The following is a 13,456-nucleotide window of genomic DNA, read 5'->3' on the forward strand; positions in this document are numbered from 1 at the left end:
GCCGGACGAAAGAGACCCCGGACCGGCCTGCGCCGCCCGGGGTCTTCATCTTTCTTCAAATACTCCCGCCGGAGGCGTCCCGCCCCCGGTGCCGGGCGCCGTGCTCAGGCGATCTCGACCAGCTCGATGGCGAAGGTCAGATCCTTGCCCGCCAGCGGGTGATTGGCATCGAGCGTGACCTCGGTCTCGGTGACCTCTGCGACGACCACCTGCATGGTCTGGCCGTCGGGGGTCTGCACTTGCAGCTGCGTGCCCAGATCCAGCGGAATATGATCGGGAATTTCCTGCCGAGGCACCGCCTGGCGGGCTTCGGCATGGGCCGGACCATAGGCCTCTTCCGAGGGGATCTCGACGGTTTTCTTGTCGCCGATGGTCATGCCCGGGATGGCCTTGTCGAGACCGGGAATGATCTGGCCCGAGCCCACGGTGAATTCCAGCGGGTCGCGACCGGCGCTGGAATCGAAGGTGGTGCCGTCGGCAAGCGTGCCGGTGTAATGAATGCGTACGGTGTCGCCGGTCTTGACCTGCGTCATGAAGAACTCCGTTCGTTGGGGAAAGTCTGCGTGAATGGACGAGGCCGCCTGTCACGGGTGCTCGTTTCGCTCCCCTTCAGTTTAAGCATCCATGCTCTGGATTGCAAATAGCGCCGGGTTTTGGCCTTTGCTCTGCCGCCGCTGCCGTGCAAGGCTCGCGCGCGGGAGGAACGCGGCATGGCCATCACAACCTGCGTCTTCGACGCTTACGGAACATTGTTCGACGTGGCCGCCGCCGCGCGCGGGGCTGCCGAGACCCCGGGCCGCGAGGCGCTGGCCGCGGTCTGGCAGGCGCTGGCCGAGGACTGGCGGCGCAAGCAGCTGGAATATTCCTGGCTGCGTGCCATCACCGGCGAGCATGTCTCGTTCTGGCAGGTCACGCAGGACGGGCTCGACTGGGCGATGGAGCGCCACGGGCTGGACGACCCGGCGCTTCGCGAGGCGCTGCTGGCGCTCTACTGGGAACTTGCCGCCTATCCGGAAGTGCCGGCGCTGCTGGCGCGGCTGACCGAAGCGGGCAAGCGCTGCGCCATCCTGTCGAACGGATCGCCCGACATGCTCTCGGGCGCAGTGGAGAGCGCCGGCATCGGAGGCTTTCTCGACGCGGTGCTGTCAGTCGAGGAGGTGGGTGTCTTCAAGCCGGCGCGCGCGGTCTACGATATGGTCGGCGAGCGCTTTGGCACGGTGCCGGGCGAGGTGCTCTTCGTCTCGTCGAACGGCTGGGACGCGGCGGGGGCGGCCGCCTATGGATTCCGCACCGCCTGGGTGAACCGCGCCGGCCTGCCGCTGGACCGCTTGCCGGCGCGCCCGCAGCATGTTCTGAGTGAGCTCTCACCGATACCGGAGCTTCTCTGATGCCGCATTTCACCACCTCCGACGGGCTGTCGCTCTACTATACCGACGAGGGCGCGGGGCTGCCGCTGCTCTGCCTCGCAGGGCTCACCCGCGACGGGCGCGATTTCGATTATGTCGCGCCCCATCTCGACGGCGTGCGGCTGATCCGGCTCGATTATCGCGGGCGCGGCCAGTCGGACCGGGGCGATCCCGTCACCTATGCGATCCCGGTCGAGGGGCGCGACGCGCTGGAGCTGCTCGACCATCTGGGGCTGGAAAAGGCCGCGATTTTGGGCACTTCGCGTGGCGGGTTGATTGCCATGGTGCTGGCGGCGACGGCAAAGGACCGGCTGAGCGGCGTGGCGCTGAACGATATCGGGCCGGAGATCGGCACGGCGGGGCTCGACGTGATCAAGGGCTATCTCGGCCGCAATCCGCCCTGGAAGAGCTATGACGAGGCGGTGGCAAAGCTTGCTGCCGCAATGCCCGCTTTCGAGAACGTGCCCGAGAGTCGCTGGCGCGAGGAGGTCGAACGGCATTACCGCGAAACGCCCGACGGGCTGGTGATCACCTACGACCCCAGGCTGCGTGACGCGGTGCTGAGCGATGGGGCGCAGCCGGCCCCGGATCTCTGGCCGCTTTTCGATGCGCTGAAGGGCCTGCCGCTCTGCTGCATCCGGGGGGCGAATTCGGATCTGCTGACCCAAACGACCTTTGCCGAGATGCAAAAGCGCCGCCTAGACATGATCGCGGCGCTGGTGCCCGGGCGCGGCCATATCCCGTTTCTCGATGAACCGGAATCGCTCGATGCGCTGCGCCGCTGGCTGAAAATGCTGGGATGAGCGCGGCATCTCCGCGACCCGCCCAAGATTTTTCGTACGAAAAATCTTGGGCCCGCGCCGGTCCTAGTCGCGCTCGCCCCGCACGAAGACCCGCGTCGGGTGCAGCTCTCCGCCCTTGAACACACCCACCGCGACGGCCCGACCGTCGAAGGATGCCCAGGCCTCGTCGCCATAGTCGACATCGCCGGGGATCACCATGCCGGGATTGCCGTTGCGCAGCCGTGCCGCGCCCTCGGCGGTGCATTTCAGCTCGGGCAATTCCGCCAGCCCGACCTCCAGCGGCAGCAGCTTTTCGTCCAGCTCCGGTGTCCTGGCCAGCGCGTCGATCGCCTCGATGCCGATCCCGTCCCCGGCCTCGAACGGACCCGACCAGATCCGCCGCAGCCGCAGCACATGGCCGTGACAGCCCAGCTTTTCGCCCAGATCGCGGGCGATGGCGCGGACGTAACCGCCCTTGCCGCAGGTCATTTCCAGCTCGACGTGATCGGCATCGGGGCGCCCGGTCATCACCAGCTCCTCGACCCAGAGAGGCCGCGCCTCGATCTCCATGGTCTCGCCATCGCGGGCGCGCTTGTAGGCGCGTTCGCCGTCGATCTTCACCGCCGAGAACTGTGGCGGCACCTGCATGATCTCGCCCACGAACCCGTGCAGCGCTTCCTTGATCTCGTCATCCGAGGGGCGTGAAGCGCTTTCGGCGGTGATCTCGCCCTCGGCATCGTCGGTATTGGTGCGCTGCCCCAGCCGCACGGTGAAGCGATAGGCCTTCAGCGCATCGGTGATGTAGGGCACTGTCTTGGTCGCCTCTCCCAGCGCCACGGCCAGCACGCCGGTCGCTTCCGGATCCAGAGTGCCCGCATGGCCGGCCTTCTTCGCCGCCAGCGCCCAGCGAACCTTGTTGACCACCGAGGTCGAGGTCATCCCCGCCGGTTTGTCGACGATGAGCCAGCCGGAAATATCGCGACCCTTCTTGCGTGCCATGTCTGCCCTCTGTCTGGTAAGGCGCGCCTGATAGCGAGGCGGGGCATGGCTTGTCAATCGCCGGGCGCGGCAAGGGCGGCGGCGATGGCGTCGAGCGCGGCACGGATCGGCGGATCGTGACGCGCTTCGTGGTGGCTGACCAGCCATTCGTCATGGGCGAGCGCCGCGATCGGCTCAGACAGCCGGGCAAGGCGCGGCTCTGCGTCGCCGATGAAACAGGGCAGCACCACCCGCCCGAAGCCCGCGAGCGCCAGATCGAGACAGAGCCGCGGATCGCTGGCGGTGGTGGCGATCTCGTCGCCATGCGTTTCGTGCAGCCAGCGTTGCGAGGCGGCCAGCCCCGGACCCTTCGGTAGCGTGACATAGCCCGTGACCTGCGGGCCAATTCCGTAGATCGCGTGGTCGACCCGCCGCAGCCGGCGGCGCGCGAGGCGGGGCGAGTCCGGCGGGCGGTTGCGGATGCCGATATCCGCCTCGCGCCGCGCCAGATCGAGCACCGCATTCGACGGCACGAAGGCGGGCAGCCAAAGCGGATTGCGCACCGGGTCGAGCGACATGGCCAGAAAGCGCGAGGTCCAGAATCCGGCGGTGATGCGCACCGGCGCCGGGCCGCGCCCGGCATCCACCCAGCGCGACAGCCGCGCGCGAATCTCGTGAAGCTCGGATGCCTCGGACGCCAGCGCGCGGCCCTCGGCGGTGAGCGCATAGCCCGCCTTGCCGCGCAGGAACAGCGTGCGCCCGGTGCTGCGCTCGAACCGCGCCATGCGCCGCGACAGGGTGGGTAGCGGCACGCCGCAGCGCTCGGCCGCGCCCGTCAGAGAGCCGGTCGCGGCGATTTCGAGAAAGAGCGACAGGTCGTCGAGGTTGATACGACTTTCATTCATGCAAGTCAGTTTGCGAAAGGCGTCAGTATTTTCAATGAAAATAACGTGGGAGAGTTTTGCTCATCCCATTCATACTTTCACAGGTGAAATATGTGCGACCTGGATCCGCGCGGCCGGGCGCCGCGACCCACGCTTTACATATGCGAACAGGAAATCTTTCGCCGTCGGCTGGAAAGCCAACGCAAATGGCGCCGTCGCCGGTTTTGGCTACGGGTACGCGCCCGGCTTTTCGGGCGCGCAAAAATCAGTCGCGCTTGCCCGCGAACCGTGCCTGCCATTCCTCGCGCTCGGCATCGGTGATCTTGCGAAAGGTCACCTCCGGCACGGCAAAGCTATGCCCCGCCGGCAGGCTCGCCAGCGCCGCCGGCACATCGTCGGGCCAGCTGTCGTTCTGCGTATTGAGCGCTGTCAGAAGCTGCGCCGAGGCGTCGGGGATGAAGGGGGCGGAAATCACCGCGTAGAGCCGGATCACATTCAGCGCGAGGCGGATCTGCGCCGCCGCCGCCTCCGGGTCGGTCTTGAAGGTCGACCAGGGCGCGGCCTCTTGCAGGTATTCGTTGCCCAGCACCCAGGCGGCGCGCAGCGCGGTGGCGGATTTGCGCACCTCCGCATGGGCCATGAAGCCTTCGTATTCGCGGATCTTTGCGGTCAGATCGGCGATGAGCTGCTCTTCGCGCGGGCCATAGGCGCCGCCCTCCGGCACCACCTCGCCGAATTTCGAGCGGCAGAACTTGGTGACGCGGCTGGCGAAATTGCCCAGCACGTCCGCCAGATCCTTGTTCACCGAGCTCTGGAAATTCTCCCAGGTGAATTCGGCGTCCGAGCTTTCCGGCGCGTGGCTCAGCAGCCACCAGCGCCAGTAATCCGCCGGCAGGATCTCCAGCGCCTGGTCCATGAACACGCCGCGCCCGCGCGAGGTGCTAAACTGCCCGCCATCGTAGTTCAGGTAGTTGAACGACTTGATGTAATCGACGAGCTTCCACGGCTCACCCGAGCCCAGAATGGTCGCGGGGAAGCTGAGCGTGTGGAAGGGCACGTTATCCTTGCCCATGAACTGGGTGTAGGTCACGTCGTCGGCGCCCTTGTCAGTGCGCCACCAGCGCTGCCAGTCGCTGCCTTTGCCGGCATCGACCCATTCCTGTGCGCAGGCGATGTATTCGATGGGCGCGTCGAACCAGACATAGAAGACCTTGCCCTCCATGCCGGGCCAGTCCGCGTTGCCTTTTTTCACCGGAATGCCCCAGTCGAGATCGCGGGTGATGCCGCGATCCTGCAAGCCGTCGCCGTCGTTCAGCCATTTCTTGGCGATGGAGGTTGTCAGCACCGGCCAGTCGGTCTTGCTGTCGATCCACTTCTCCAACTCGTCCTTCATGGTCGACTGGCGCAGGAAGAGGTGCTTGGTCTCGCGCATTTCCAGATCGGTGGCGCCGGAGATCACCGAGCGGGGGTTGATCAGCTCGACCGGGTCGAGCTGCTTGGTGCAGTTGTCGCACTGATCGCCGCGCGCATCCTCGAAGCCGCAATTGGGGCAGGTGCCCTCGATATAGCGGTCGGGCAGGAAGCGCCCGTCGGTGGGCGAATACATCTGGGTTTCAGAGACTTCGCGGATCAGCCCGCGATCCGCCAGCACCCCTGCGAAATGCTGGGTGAGCTTGTGGTTCTGCGGGCTCGACGAGCGGCCGAAATGGTCGAAGCTGAGGCGGAAGCCCTCGGCGATCTGCGCCTGAACCTCGTGCATCTCGGCGCAATATTCCGCCACCGGCTTGCCGGCCTTGGCGGCGGCGAGCTCGGCGGGGGTGCCGTGTTCGTCGGTAGCGCAGAGAAACAGCACCTCGTTGCCCCGGGCGCGCTGATAGCGGGCAAACAGATCGGCGGGCAGCTGGCTGCCCACGAGATTGCCCAGATGCTTGATCCCGTTGATATAGGGGATTGCCGAGGTGATGAGATGACGCGCCATCTGATGCCTGCCTTGTGCTCCGGTTCGCTGCCGCTTTAGCGGATGTGGCCGGGCGTGGAAAGGTCCGGCATTTGCGGGCTTGGCTTTGCCGCGTCGCGGCGTAGTTTGTCCCCGAACGCGACGCAGGAGAATGACGCCATGCAAATGAAACCGCTGGGCCGCACGGGCATGATGGTTTCCGAACTCTGCCTGGGCACGATGACCTTTGGCAACCAGACCGGGGTCGAGGAGGCCCATGCCCAGATAGACCGCGCGCTCGCGGCGGGGATCAACTTCATCGACACCGCCGAGATGTATCCGGTCAACCCGGTGCGGGCCGAGACCATCGGCCGGACCGAGGAGATCATCGGTGAGTGGTTTGAAAAGACCGGGCGTCGCGACGAGCTGATCCTTGCGACCAAGCATTCGGGCGATTCCCGCTATGTGCGCGACGGTGCGCCGATTTCCTCTGCGACCATCCCGGGCACGATCGAAAGCTCGCTGAAGCGGCTCAAGACCGACGTGATCGACCTCTATCAGTTCCACTGGCCGAACCGGGGCAGCTATCACTTCCGGCAGTGCTGGTCCTTCGCGCCCTGGGAAAAACAGAACCGCGCCGAGACGGTGCAGCACATGCAGGACGCCCTCGGCGCGCTCAGCCGCGAGGTCGAGCGCGGCACGATCCGCGCTTTCGGCCTGTCGAACGAGAGCACCTGGGGCACCGCCATGTGGCTGCGCATCGCCGAGGAGCAGGGCGGGCCGCGCGTCGCCTCGATCCAGAACGAATATTCACTGATGTGCCGGCTTGCGGATACCGACCTGGCCGAGCTCATGGTGAACGAGGAGGTGGGCATGCTGCCCTTCTCGTCGCTGGCCGCCGGGCTGCTGACCGGAAAGTATCAGGGCGGGGCGGTGCCCGAGGGCTCGCGCATGGCGCTGAACGGCGATCTCGGCGGGCGCAAGGTTCCACGCGCCTTCGCGGCGGTGGATGCCTATCTCAAAGTGGCGCGGGAGTTCGGGATCGACCCGGTGCACATGTCGCTGGCCTGGGCAGCGCGGCGGCCCTTCGTGGCCTCGGCGATTTTCGGGGCGACGACCATGGAGCAGCTCGAACGCGCGCTCGGCGCGGCGGATGTTGCGCTCTCCGATGAGCTGTTGGCGGCGCTGGAGGCTGTGCATCGCCAGCATCCGATGCCTTACTGATACCGGGCTTATGCGCATGGCCGCGCCGGGTATGACCGGCGCGGCCAGAGCGGCGCTTACTTGATCCGTTGCCCGTTGGCGAGGATCTGGCCCTGTTCGTTGATCTCGATCTTGGAGGTCAGCGTGTCGGGATCGGAGCCGGGCACGCCGAACATGCTCATCATCATCCGGGCGCCCATTGCGTCCTGATCGGAGACCAGCCCCATCGCGATGAGGTTGTCGATAAGCCCGTTCGCTCCGGCGAGCCGCAGATCGACCGCGCCGGTCGGTTTCGGCATGCCGTCAAAGCTTTCCAGATCGGTATTGTCGAAGGTGAAATCGCCGTTGCCGGTCAGCTGCGCGCCAGCGGCTTCGACGGTGAGGTTGTTCAGCGTCAGCGCATTCAGCTCGCCGGGCTTGCGCTCGCCATCCTCCAGCGCCTCCATCTGCGCGGGGTCGAGCAGATCGACAAAGGGCGTGACCTTGCCGGTGATGTCGAAAGCAACCGTCGCCGGATCGCGCGGCAGCACGTTGCCGCTGTCGAAGATGTTCCAGATCATGTCCGACAGGGTGAGCCCGCCCAGTGTCATCGCGAGCGCCATGTCCTGCGGTTCTTCGGAGGCGCTGATCGGGGCCTCGATGGTCAGGGCCAGCTCGTCCATCTCGGCGCTGAGAGGGAAGGGGATCTCCCCGCCGGAGATCTCATAGGCGATGCCCTCGGCGGCGACACCATAGCGGACCGCCTCCTCGGACATGGCGAGATCGAAGCTGCCGGAGCTGCTAGCGGAGCTGCCGCTTGTGGTGCTGCCGTCTTCGGTAAAGGAGAATTGCGACTGGCCGGCGCCATAGGTGACGCGGGCGGTCATGGCCATGCCGGCCGCGAGCAGCGCCGGCATGTCGGCCGCCTGCATGTCGAGCGGAAGCTGGGCCTGGTTTTCGGACACCAGCGACGACAGCGATCCGATAAACGAGCCCGCGCCGTCGCCATCCGGATCCTGCCCAGCGATATCATAAGAGAGGCTGCCGATGGAGACGGTCTGGTCGATCCGGCGCATGCCGTCGGCGCGCACGACCTGCGTTTCGCCGGTGAGATCCGTACCGGTCATTTCAGCGCGCAGCTCGTCGCGCGGCATCGTCTCGCCCTCGACCACGAGCTTCGACAGCGCGGCGGTCATGGATGCGGCGCTGTAGGCGTAGAGCATCGCGTCGGGATCGCCTGAAACCACCATGTCGAGCGCATCGGTGCGGTAGTCGATCACCATCTCGATTTCGTCTTCGCCCTCGGCGGCGGCATCGACAGAGATCTGCGTGTCGGCGGGCAGGATCACGCGCACCGTGCCGTCGCCCTGATCCTCCAGAGTCATCTCGCCGAAATCCACCACGACACGGCCGTCATCGTCGGGCAGGGTCATGGTGAAGGCCACGTCCGTCAGCGCCAGCGCGTCGTCCGAGCGCGTTTCGGTCGCGCTGACCGCGTAGCCGAAGCTTTGCAGATAGCCGCTGAAGCTTTCCCAGACCTGTTCGGGCGTCACGTCGGCCAGCGCCGGCGAGGCCGTCAGGAGCGCGGTGGCTCCCGCGGCTATGGCATAGTTCGAAACCCGCATGATCACCCCTTTTCTTTTTCTTCGGTGTGCGAAAATTTGATGCCCGGGAATGTCTGCCCCATGGCTTGCCGGGTCAAGAGGCTGGACCGGTGGTATTCCAGCCTTTACCAAAGAGAAGAATCGCACAAAACGAGGCATCCCATGGATCTGACAGGGAAAACCGCGCTGATCACCGGAGCCAGCCGCGGCATCGGCGCCGCCGCTGCGCGGGCTTTCGCCGACGCTGGCGCAAAGGTCGCGCTGCTCGCCCGCAGCGATGACGCCATCGCCGAGCTGGCCGGCGAGATCGGACCTGCCGCCGTCGCCATCCCCTGCGAGATTTCGCGGTACTGGGAGGTCGAGCAGGCGGTGCAGAACTGCCTGACCGCCTTCGGTTCGCTCGATATTCTGGTGAACAATGCGGGCGTGATCGACCCGATCGCGCCGCTGGGCGCCGGCGATCCCGACGCCTGGGGCGCGCTGATCGACATCAATATCAAGGGGGTCTATCACGGCATGCGCGCGGCGCTGCCGGTGATGACCCGGGCCGGTGGCGGCACGATCCTGACCATCGGCTCGGGCGCGGCGCAGCGTCCGCTCGAAGGCTGGTCGGCCTATTGCACCTCCAAGGCCGGGGCGCTGATGCTGACCCGCGCGGCGGATGAGGAATATCGCGACAAGGGCATCCGCGCGATCTCGCTCTCGCCCGGCACGGTGGCGACGCAGATGCAGCGCACCATCAAGGCCAGCGGCGTGAACCCGGTGAGCCAGCTCGACTGGGAGGAACACATCCCGCCAGAATGGGTGGCGCAGGCGCTGCTCTGGATGTGTGGCGCCGAGGCCGACGGGTTCCTCGGCGGCGAGGTGTCGCTGCGCAACGAGGACATCCGCAGAAAGGTGGGCGTGGCATGATTTCGCTGGAGAAGGACGGCAGCTACTGGCTGGCGGTGATCGACCGACCGGACAAGGCCAATTCGCTGACCCCGGAGATGCTGGAAAAGCTCTGCGAGATCGCCGAGGCGGCGCATCACGCGCAGGTGCTGGTGCTGACCGGGGTGGGCAAGGTGTTCTCGGCCGGGGCCGATCTTGAGGCCGCGCGCGCCGGGCTCGCCCATTCGCCGCTCTGGGAACGGCTCTCGGGCGCCATCGCACGGCTGCCGGGGCTGACGGTCTGCGCGATGAACGGCACGGTGGCGGGCGGCGCCATGGGCATGGCGCTGGCCTGTGATCTTCGTATCTCGGTGCCCGATGCCAAGCTCTTCTATCCGGTGATGAAGCTGGGCTTTCTGCCGCAGCCTTCGGACCCGGAGCGGCTCACTGCGCTGGTCGGGCCGTCGCGGGCCAAGATGATCCTGATGGCGGGACAGAAGATCCCGGTCGAGGAGGCGCTGGCCTGGGGTCTGGTGGACCGCATCGTCGAGCCCGCCCAGCTGCTACCAGCCGTGCGGGCGCTGGCGGAGCACACGCTGGCCGCCGATCCCGCGCATGCCCGGGCGATCAAGACACTGATCCGCTGAGATCCGCGCGCCGATGTGCGGACGCTACGCGGTCTCGATTCCGCAGGACACCATGGCGGCGCTGTTCGAGGCGCTGCCCGACAACGATCTGCCCGAGACGCCGAACTACAACATCTGTCCGACCGTGCCGGTGCATACGGTGCGCAGCGAGGGCGGGGTGCGGCGGTTGTCGGCGATGCGCTGGGGATTCGTGCCGCACTGGTACAAAACCCCGGTCGACGGCCCGCTGCTGTTCAACGCACGGGCCGAGAGCCTGGCGGAAAAGCCGGCCTTTCGCGATGCCTGCCGCAAGCGGCGCTGCCTGATCCCGATGAGCGGGTTTTATGAATGGACGAAGGACGCCGAGGGTACACGGCTGCCCTGGTATATCCGGCCCGCCGGAGCTGACGCGCTGGCCTTCGCCGGGGTCTGGCAGGACTGGCAGCGCGAGGGCGAGACGATCCGCAGCTGCGCCATCGTCACCACCGCCGCCGAAGGGGCCATGCGCGAGATTCATCACCGGGTTCCGGTGCTTTTGGGGGCGGAGGACTGGCCGCTCTGGCTGGGCGAACGCGGCCATGGCGCGGCCGTGCTGATGCGGGCCGCGCCGGAGAGAGCACTGCGATGTCACCGGGTGGGGCCGGAGATCAATGCCAGCCGGGCAAGCGGCGCGGACCTCGTCGCGCCGCTTTGACAAGTCGGGTCAGTTGCCGTCGAGGTGGTTGGGCTCGTAGTTGCGCTCCAGCTCGAGCGGGGCCGCGTTCACATAGTCGATCACGCCGGCCGCGAGATTGTTGGCATTCACGCTGTCGCCGAAGGTCTGTACCATGCCCGCGACCACGTCGAGGATAACCACTTCACCTGGCGCCATCGGGCCGGTATCCCAGCTTTCGTCGCTGGCAGTGGCGGACATGGTCACATCGGACTGGTTCACGAAACGGATCGTGTCGCCGATGACCGGGTAGACATAGTCGGGGAAATAGCCGTCGCCCATCAGCAGCACATAATGCTCGCTGGCGTGCAACGGGGCGGCGAGAACGCCCAGGGTGAGGGCAAGCAGACCGGTCTTGCGCAGCATGGTTCGCTCCTTAGAACAGCACAAACGGCCCCCACCTTTTGGCTGTGGGCATTATTAAGGGATGACTAAGGCGAAAATTTGACCAATTCGGCAGTCCGTTGGGGTCTTTTCGCAATACGGCGGTGCAAACGGTGCCTCCCCCGGGGTGGCCGGGGGAGGGAAGGAGGGGGTCCAGCAAGAGGGCAGGGGCGTCTCAGCGCCAGCCGAGGGCCGGGGCGACCTCTGTCAGGATCGTCTCCAGCACATGGGCGTTGTAGTCGACGCCCAGCATGTTCGGCACGGTCAGCAGCAGCGTATCGGCCTCGGCAATGGCCTCGTCGCGTCGCAGCTGTTCGATCAGCCGGTCGGGCTCGTCGGCATAGCCACGCCCGAAGATCGCGCGCTGCTGGTCGATGAAGCCGACCTGATCGGTCTCCTTGCCGCCGCGGCCGAAATACCGCCGGTCCATGTCGTTGGTCAGAGCAAAGATCGAGCGGCTGACGGAGACTCGCGGCTCATGCGTGTGGCCTGCCTCTTTCCAGGCCGCGCGATAGGCGCGGATCTGGTCGGCCTGCTGGATGTGGAACGGCTCGCCGGTCTCGTCGTCCTTGAGCGTCGAGCTTTGCAGATGCATGCTATGCTGCGCCGCCCAGACAGCGGTGGCGTTCGATCCGGCGCCCCACCAGATGCGGTTGCGCAGCCCCTCGGAATGCGGCTCCAGCCGCAGCTTGCCCGGCGGGTTGGGGAACATCGGGCGTGGGTTCGGCTCGGCAAAGCCCTCGCCCTCCAGCAGGTCGAGAAACACCAGCGAGTGACGCCGCGCCATGTCGGCGGCGCTTTCGCCCTCGTCGGGCCGGTAGCCGAAATGCTTCCAGCCGTCGATCACCTGCTCGGGCGAACCGCGCGAGATGCCCAGCTGCAACCGCCCACCGGCGATGAGATCCGCCGCGCCCGCGTCCTCGGCCATGTAGAACGGGTTTTCATAGCGCATGTCGATCACGCCGGTGCCGATCTCGATCTTCGAGGTGCGCGCGCCGACTGCCGCCAGAAGCGGGAAGGGCGAGGCGAGCTGGCGGGCGAAGTGATGCACGCGGAAATAGGCGCCGTCGACGCCCAGCTCCTCAGCGGCGACCGCCAGCTCGATGGATTGGGTCAGCACGTCGGCGGCGGTTTTCACCTGCGAGCCGTGGGTCGGCGACCAGTGCCCGAAAGACAGAAAGCCGATATTTTTCATGATGACGGTTCCTTGATCCGTTTGCGCGGCCTTTGCCGCCTTGTCCCGGAGATAGGAACCCGGGTGTGCCCCAGGCAAGCCGTCGTGCGGTTCGCCTGGGCGCAGGGTCTGTGCAGATCTGCCCAGCTGGCGCCCGATCAGTCGATCAGGCCGATCTGGCGGTAGAAGGCGTTGTTGTCCCAGAACAGGTATTCTTCATCCATCACGCCCTCTTCGGTCCAGTGGCCGATGGTGGCCATGGTCAGCGCATAGCGCTTGCCCGTGGGTTCGATGACCTGACCGTCTCCGACCGGCATCGGTTCGGTGAAGGTGCCCGAGATCTCGCCGACGACGCCGGTCCATTCGCCCTGGCCGATGCGGATGGGGTGCTTGTCGATGACGGTATCGGGGGCGAAGACGAAGAAGGCTTTCAGATCGTCGATATGCGCGTCGATGCCCCGAACGGTGCGGCCGTCGGGCCAGTGCACGAGGATATCATCGGCATGGCTTTCATGCAGGCGGTCCCATTGCTGGCCCGAGAAGACCTCGAAATCGAGCGTGTCGAAGGTTTCGAGGTTTTTCGCGATACGGTCCTCCTCGGCCTGGCGTTGCGCCAGTTCGGTCAGCGCGGCGGTGACGAGCGGCGGTTGCTTGACGACGGCGGCGCTGGCGGCCTCTGCGCTGACGGATTGTGCGGCGACGGCGGTGGCGGAAAGGCCGGCGGACAGCAGCACGGCGGTGAGGGTGTGAAGCGGTTTCATGGCGGGTTCCTTTGGGGTCTCTGGCTCATCCCCTTGATGCGATGAGGCGACCCTAAGGTCAGATTATTTTCAACGATATGGAGTTTTTGTTGAATGAATTTCTTTAAAATGTTCTCAATATGCGCGTGCGCAGCACGTCATCACCCCTCCTGTGAGA

General features: G+C 66.1%; 14 protein-coding genes. 6 read left to right on the plus strand and 8 right to left on the minus strand.

The window, feature by feature from the left end; all coding sequences use genetic code 11:
* Positions 1–104 precede the first annotated feature (104 nt).
* Positions 105–533 carry an FKBP-type peptidyl-prolyl cis-trans isomerase gene (locus I6N89_RS05900; protein WP_076697331.1) on the minus strand — a complete coding sequence of 143 codons (429 nt, stop codon included), beginning with the start codon at positions 531–533 and terminating at the stop codon, positions 105–107.
* 177 nt (positions 534–710) lie between these two features.
* On the opposite strand from I6N89_RS05900, the gene I6N89_RS05905 reads away from it, so the two are divergent.
* Entirely contained in the window at positions 711–1,388 is a 678-nt protein-coding gene (locus I6N89_RS05905) for a haloacid dehalogenase type II (protein WP_207017288.1), read from the plus strand.
* The gene (locus tag I6N89_RS05910; protein ID WP_207017289.1) at positions 1,388–2,209 is read left to right on the plus strand and encodes an alpha/beta fold hydrolase; all 822 of its coding nucleotides are present in this window, start codon (positions 1,388–1,390) and stop codon (positions 2,207–2,209) included. Before I6N89_RS05905 ends, I6N89_RS05910 begins: the two co-directional genes overlap by 1 nt.
* A 63-nt stretch (positions 2,210–2,272) precedes the next feature.
* On the opposite strand, the gene truB is transcribed toward I6N89_RS05910, so the two are convergent.
* The 3 genes from truB to metG form a co-directional block, all read right to left on the minus strand.
* Positions 2,273–3,187: a tRNA pseudouridine(55) synthase TruB gene (gene truB / locus I6N89_RS05915; RefSeq protein WP_207017290.1), complete on the minus strand. Its 915-nt coding sequence runs from the start codon at positions 3,185–3,187 to the stop codon at positions 2,273–2,275.
* Between the two features lie 53 nt (positions 3,188–3,240).
* Positions 3,241–4,071 carry a LysR family transcriptional regulator gene (locus I6N89_RS05920; protein ID WP_207017291.1) on the minus strand — a complete coding sequence of 277 codons (831 nt, stop codon included), beginning with the start codon at positions 4,069–4,071 and terminating at the stop codon, positions 3,241–3,243.
* A 244-nt stretch (positions 4,072–4,315) separates the two neighbouring features.
* Complete coding sequence (gene metG, locus I6N89_RS05925; protein WP_207017293.1) at positions 4,316–6,028, minus strand: methionine--tRNA ligase; 1,713 nt, start codon at positions 6,026–6,028, stop codon at positions 4,316–4,318.
* Positions 6,029–6,166: 138 nt separating this feature from the next.
* Between metG and I6N89_RS05930 the strand changes: the two genes are divergently transcribed.
* A complete protein-coding gene (locus I6N89_RS05930; RefSeq protein ID WP_207017295.1) occupies positions 6,167–7,210 on the plus strand; it encodes an aldo/keto reductase in 1,044 nt (347 codons plus the stop codon).
* Positions 7,211–7,266: 56 nt separating this feature from the next.
* Here the strand turns inward: I6N89_RS05930 and I6N89_RS05935 are convergent, their stop codons facing one another.
* Entirely contained in the window at positions 7,267–8,793 is a 1,527-nt protein-coding gene (locus I6N89_RS05935) for a DUF2125 domain-containing protein (protein ID WP_207017302.1), read from the minus strand.
* Positions 8,794–8,934: 141 nt separating this feature from the next.
* Here I6N89_RS05935 and I6N89_RS05940 point away from each other — a divergent pair, with 141 nt between their 5' ends.
* From I6N89_RS05940 to I6N89_RS05950, 3 genes are read left to right on the plus strand one after another with little or no spacing between them, the layout of a single operon-like run.
* Positions 8,935–9,684, plus strand: a complete 750-nt coding sequence (locus I6N89_RS05940; RefSeq protein WP_207017304.1) for an SDR family oxidoreductase — start codon at positions 8,935–8,937, stop codon at positions 9,682–9,684.
* Positions 9,681–10,289 carry an enoyl-CoA hydratase/isomerase family protein gene (locus I6N89_RS05945; protein ID WP_207017305.1) on the plus strand — a complete coding sequence of 203 codons (609 nt, stop codon included), beginning with the start codon at positions 9,681–9,683 and terminating at the stop codon, positions 10,287–10,289. The genes I6N89_RS05940 and I6N89_RS05945 overlap by 4 nt, the downstream gene beginning before the upstream one ends.
* 13 nt (positions 10,290–10,302) lie before the next feature.
* Entirely contained in the window at positions 10,303–10,962 is a 660-nt protein-coding gene (locus I6N89_RS05950) for an SOS response-associated peptidase (protein ID WP_207017307.1), read from the plus strand.
* 9 nt (positions 10,963–10,971) lie between these two features.
* On the opposite strand, the gene I6N89_RS05955 is transcribed toward I6N89_RS05950, so the two are convergent.
* The 3 genes from I6N89_RS05955 to I6N89_RS05965 all read right to left on the minus strand — a co-directional run bounded on the left by I6N89_RS05955 (position 10,972) and on the right by I6N89_RS05965 (position 13,299).
* Positions 10,972–11,346, minus strand: coding sequence for a cupredoxin domain-containing protein (locus I6N89_RS05955; RefSeq protein ID WP_207017309.1), 375 nt, complete (start codon positions 11,344–11,346; stop codon positions 10,972–10,974).
* A gap of 193 nt (positions 11,347–11,539) precedes the next feature.
* Positions 11,540–12,559, minus strand: coding sequence for an LLM class flavin-dependent oxidoreductase (locus tag I6N89_RS05960; RefSeq protein ID WP_207017310.1), 1,020 nt, complete (start codon positions 12,557–12,559; stop codon positions 11,540–11,542).
* A 137-nt stretch (positions 12,560–12,696) separates the two neighbouring features.
* Positions 12,697–13,299, minus strand: coding sequence for an ester cyclase (locus tag I6N89_RS05965; protein WP_207017312.1), 603 nt, complete (start codon positions 13,297–13,299; stop codon positions 12,697–12,699).
* Between the last annotated feature and the right edge of the window lie 157 nt (positions 13,300–13,456).

It is taken from the genome of Salipiger abyssi (assembly GCF_017311415.1).
GTDB lineage: Bacteria > Pseudomonadota > Alphaproteobacteria > Rhodobacterales > Rhodobacteraceae > Salipiger > Salipiger abyssi_A.

What these genes read in the sequence shown, in the direction of transcription:
- I6N89_RS05900 (WP_076697331.1), bottom strand. Translation starts at nt 533, where the DNA reads ATGACGCAGGTCAAGACCGGCGACACCGTACGCATTCATTACACCGGC.
- I6N89_RS05905 (WP_207017288.1), top strand. Translation starts at nt 711, where the DNA reads ATGGCCATCACAACCTGCGTCTTCGACGCTTACGGAACATTGTTCGAC.
- I6N89_RS05910 (WP_207017289.1), top strand. Translation starts at nt 1,388, where the DNA reads ATGCCGCATTTCACCACCTCCGACGGGCTGTCGCTCTACTATACCGAC.
- truB (WP_207017290.1), bottom strand. Translation starts at nt 3,187, where the DNA reads ATGGCACGCAAGAAGGGTCGCGATATTTCCGGCTGGCTCATCGTCGAC.
- I6N89_RS05920 (WP_207017291.1), bottom strand. Translation starts at nt 4,071, where the DNA reads ATGAATGAAAGTCGTATCAACCTCGACGACCTGTCGCTCTTTCTCGAA.
- metG (WP_207017293.1), bottom strand. Translation starts at nt 6,028, where the DNA reads ATGGCGCGTCATCTCATCACCTCGGCAATCCCCTATATCAACGGGATC.
- I6N89_RS05930 (WP_207017295.1), top strand. Translation starts at nt 6,167, where the DNA reads ATGCAAATGAAACCGCTGGGCCGCACGGGCATGATGGTTTCCGAACTC.
- I6N89_RS05935 (WP_207017302.1), bottom strand. Translation starts at nt 8,793, where the DNA reads ATGCGGGTTTCGAACTATGCCATAGCCGCGGGAGCCACCGCGCTCCTG.
- I6N89_RS05940 (WP_207017304.1), top strand. Translation starts at nt 8,935, where the DNA reads ATGGATCTGACAGGGAAAACCGCGCTGATCACCGGAGCCAGCCGCGGC.
- I6N89_RS05945 (WP_207017305.1), top strand. Translation starts at nt 9,681, where the DNA reads ATGATTTCGCTGGAGAAGGACGGCAGCTACTGGCTGGCGGTGATCGAC.
- I6N89_RS05950 (WP_207017307.1), top strand. Translation starts at nt 10,303, where the DNA reads ATGTGCGGACGCTACGCGGTCTCGATTCCGCAGGACACCATGGCGGCG.
- I6N89_RS05955 (WP_207017309.1), bottom strand. Translation starts at nt 11,346, where the DNA reads ATGCTGCGCAAGACCGGTCTGCTTGCCCTCACCCTGGGCGTTCTCGCC.
- I6N89_RS05960 (WP_207017310.1), bottom strand. Translation starts at nt 12,559, where the DNA reads ATGAAAAATATCGGCTTTCTGTCTTTCGGGCACTGGTCGCCGACCCAC.
- I6N89_RS05965 (WP_207017312.1), bottom strand. Translation starts at nt 13,299, where the DNA reads ATGAAACCGCTTCACACCCTCACCGCCGTGCTGCTGTCCGCCGGCCTT.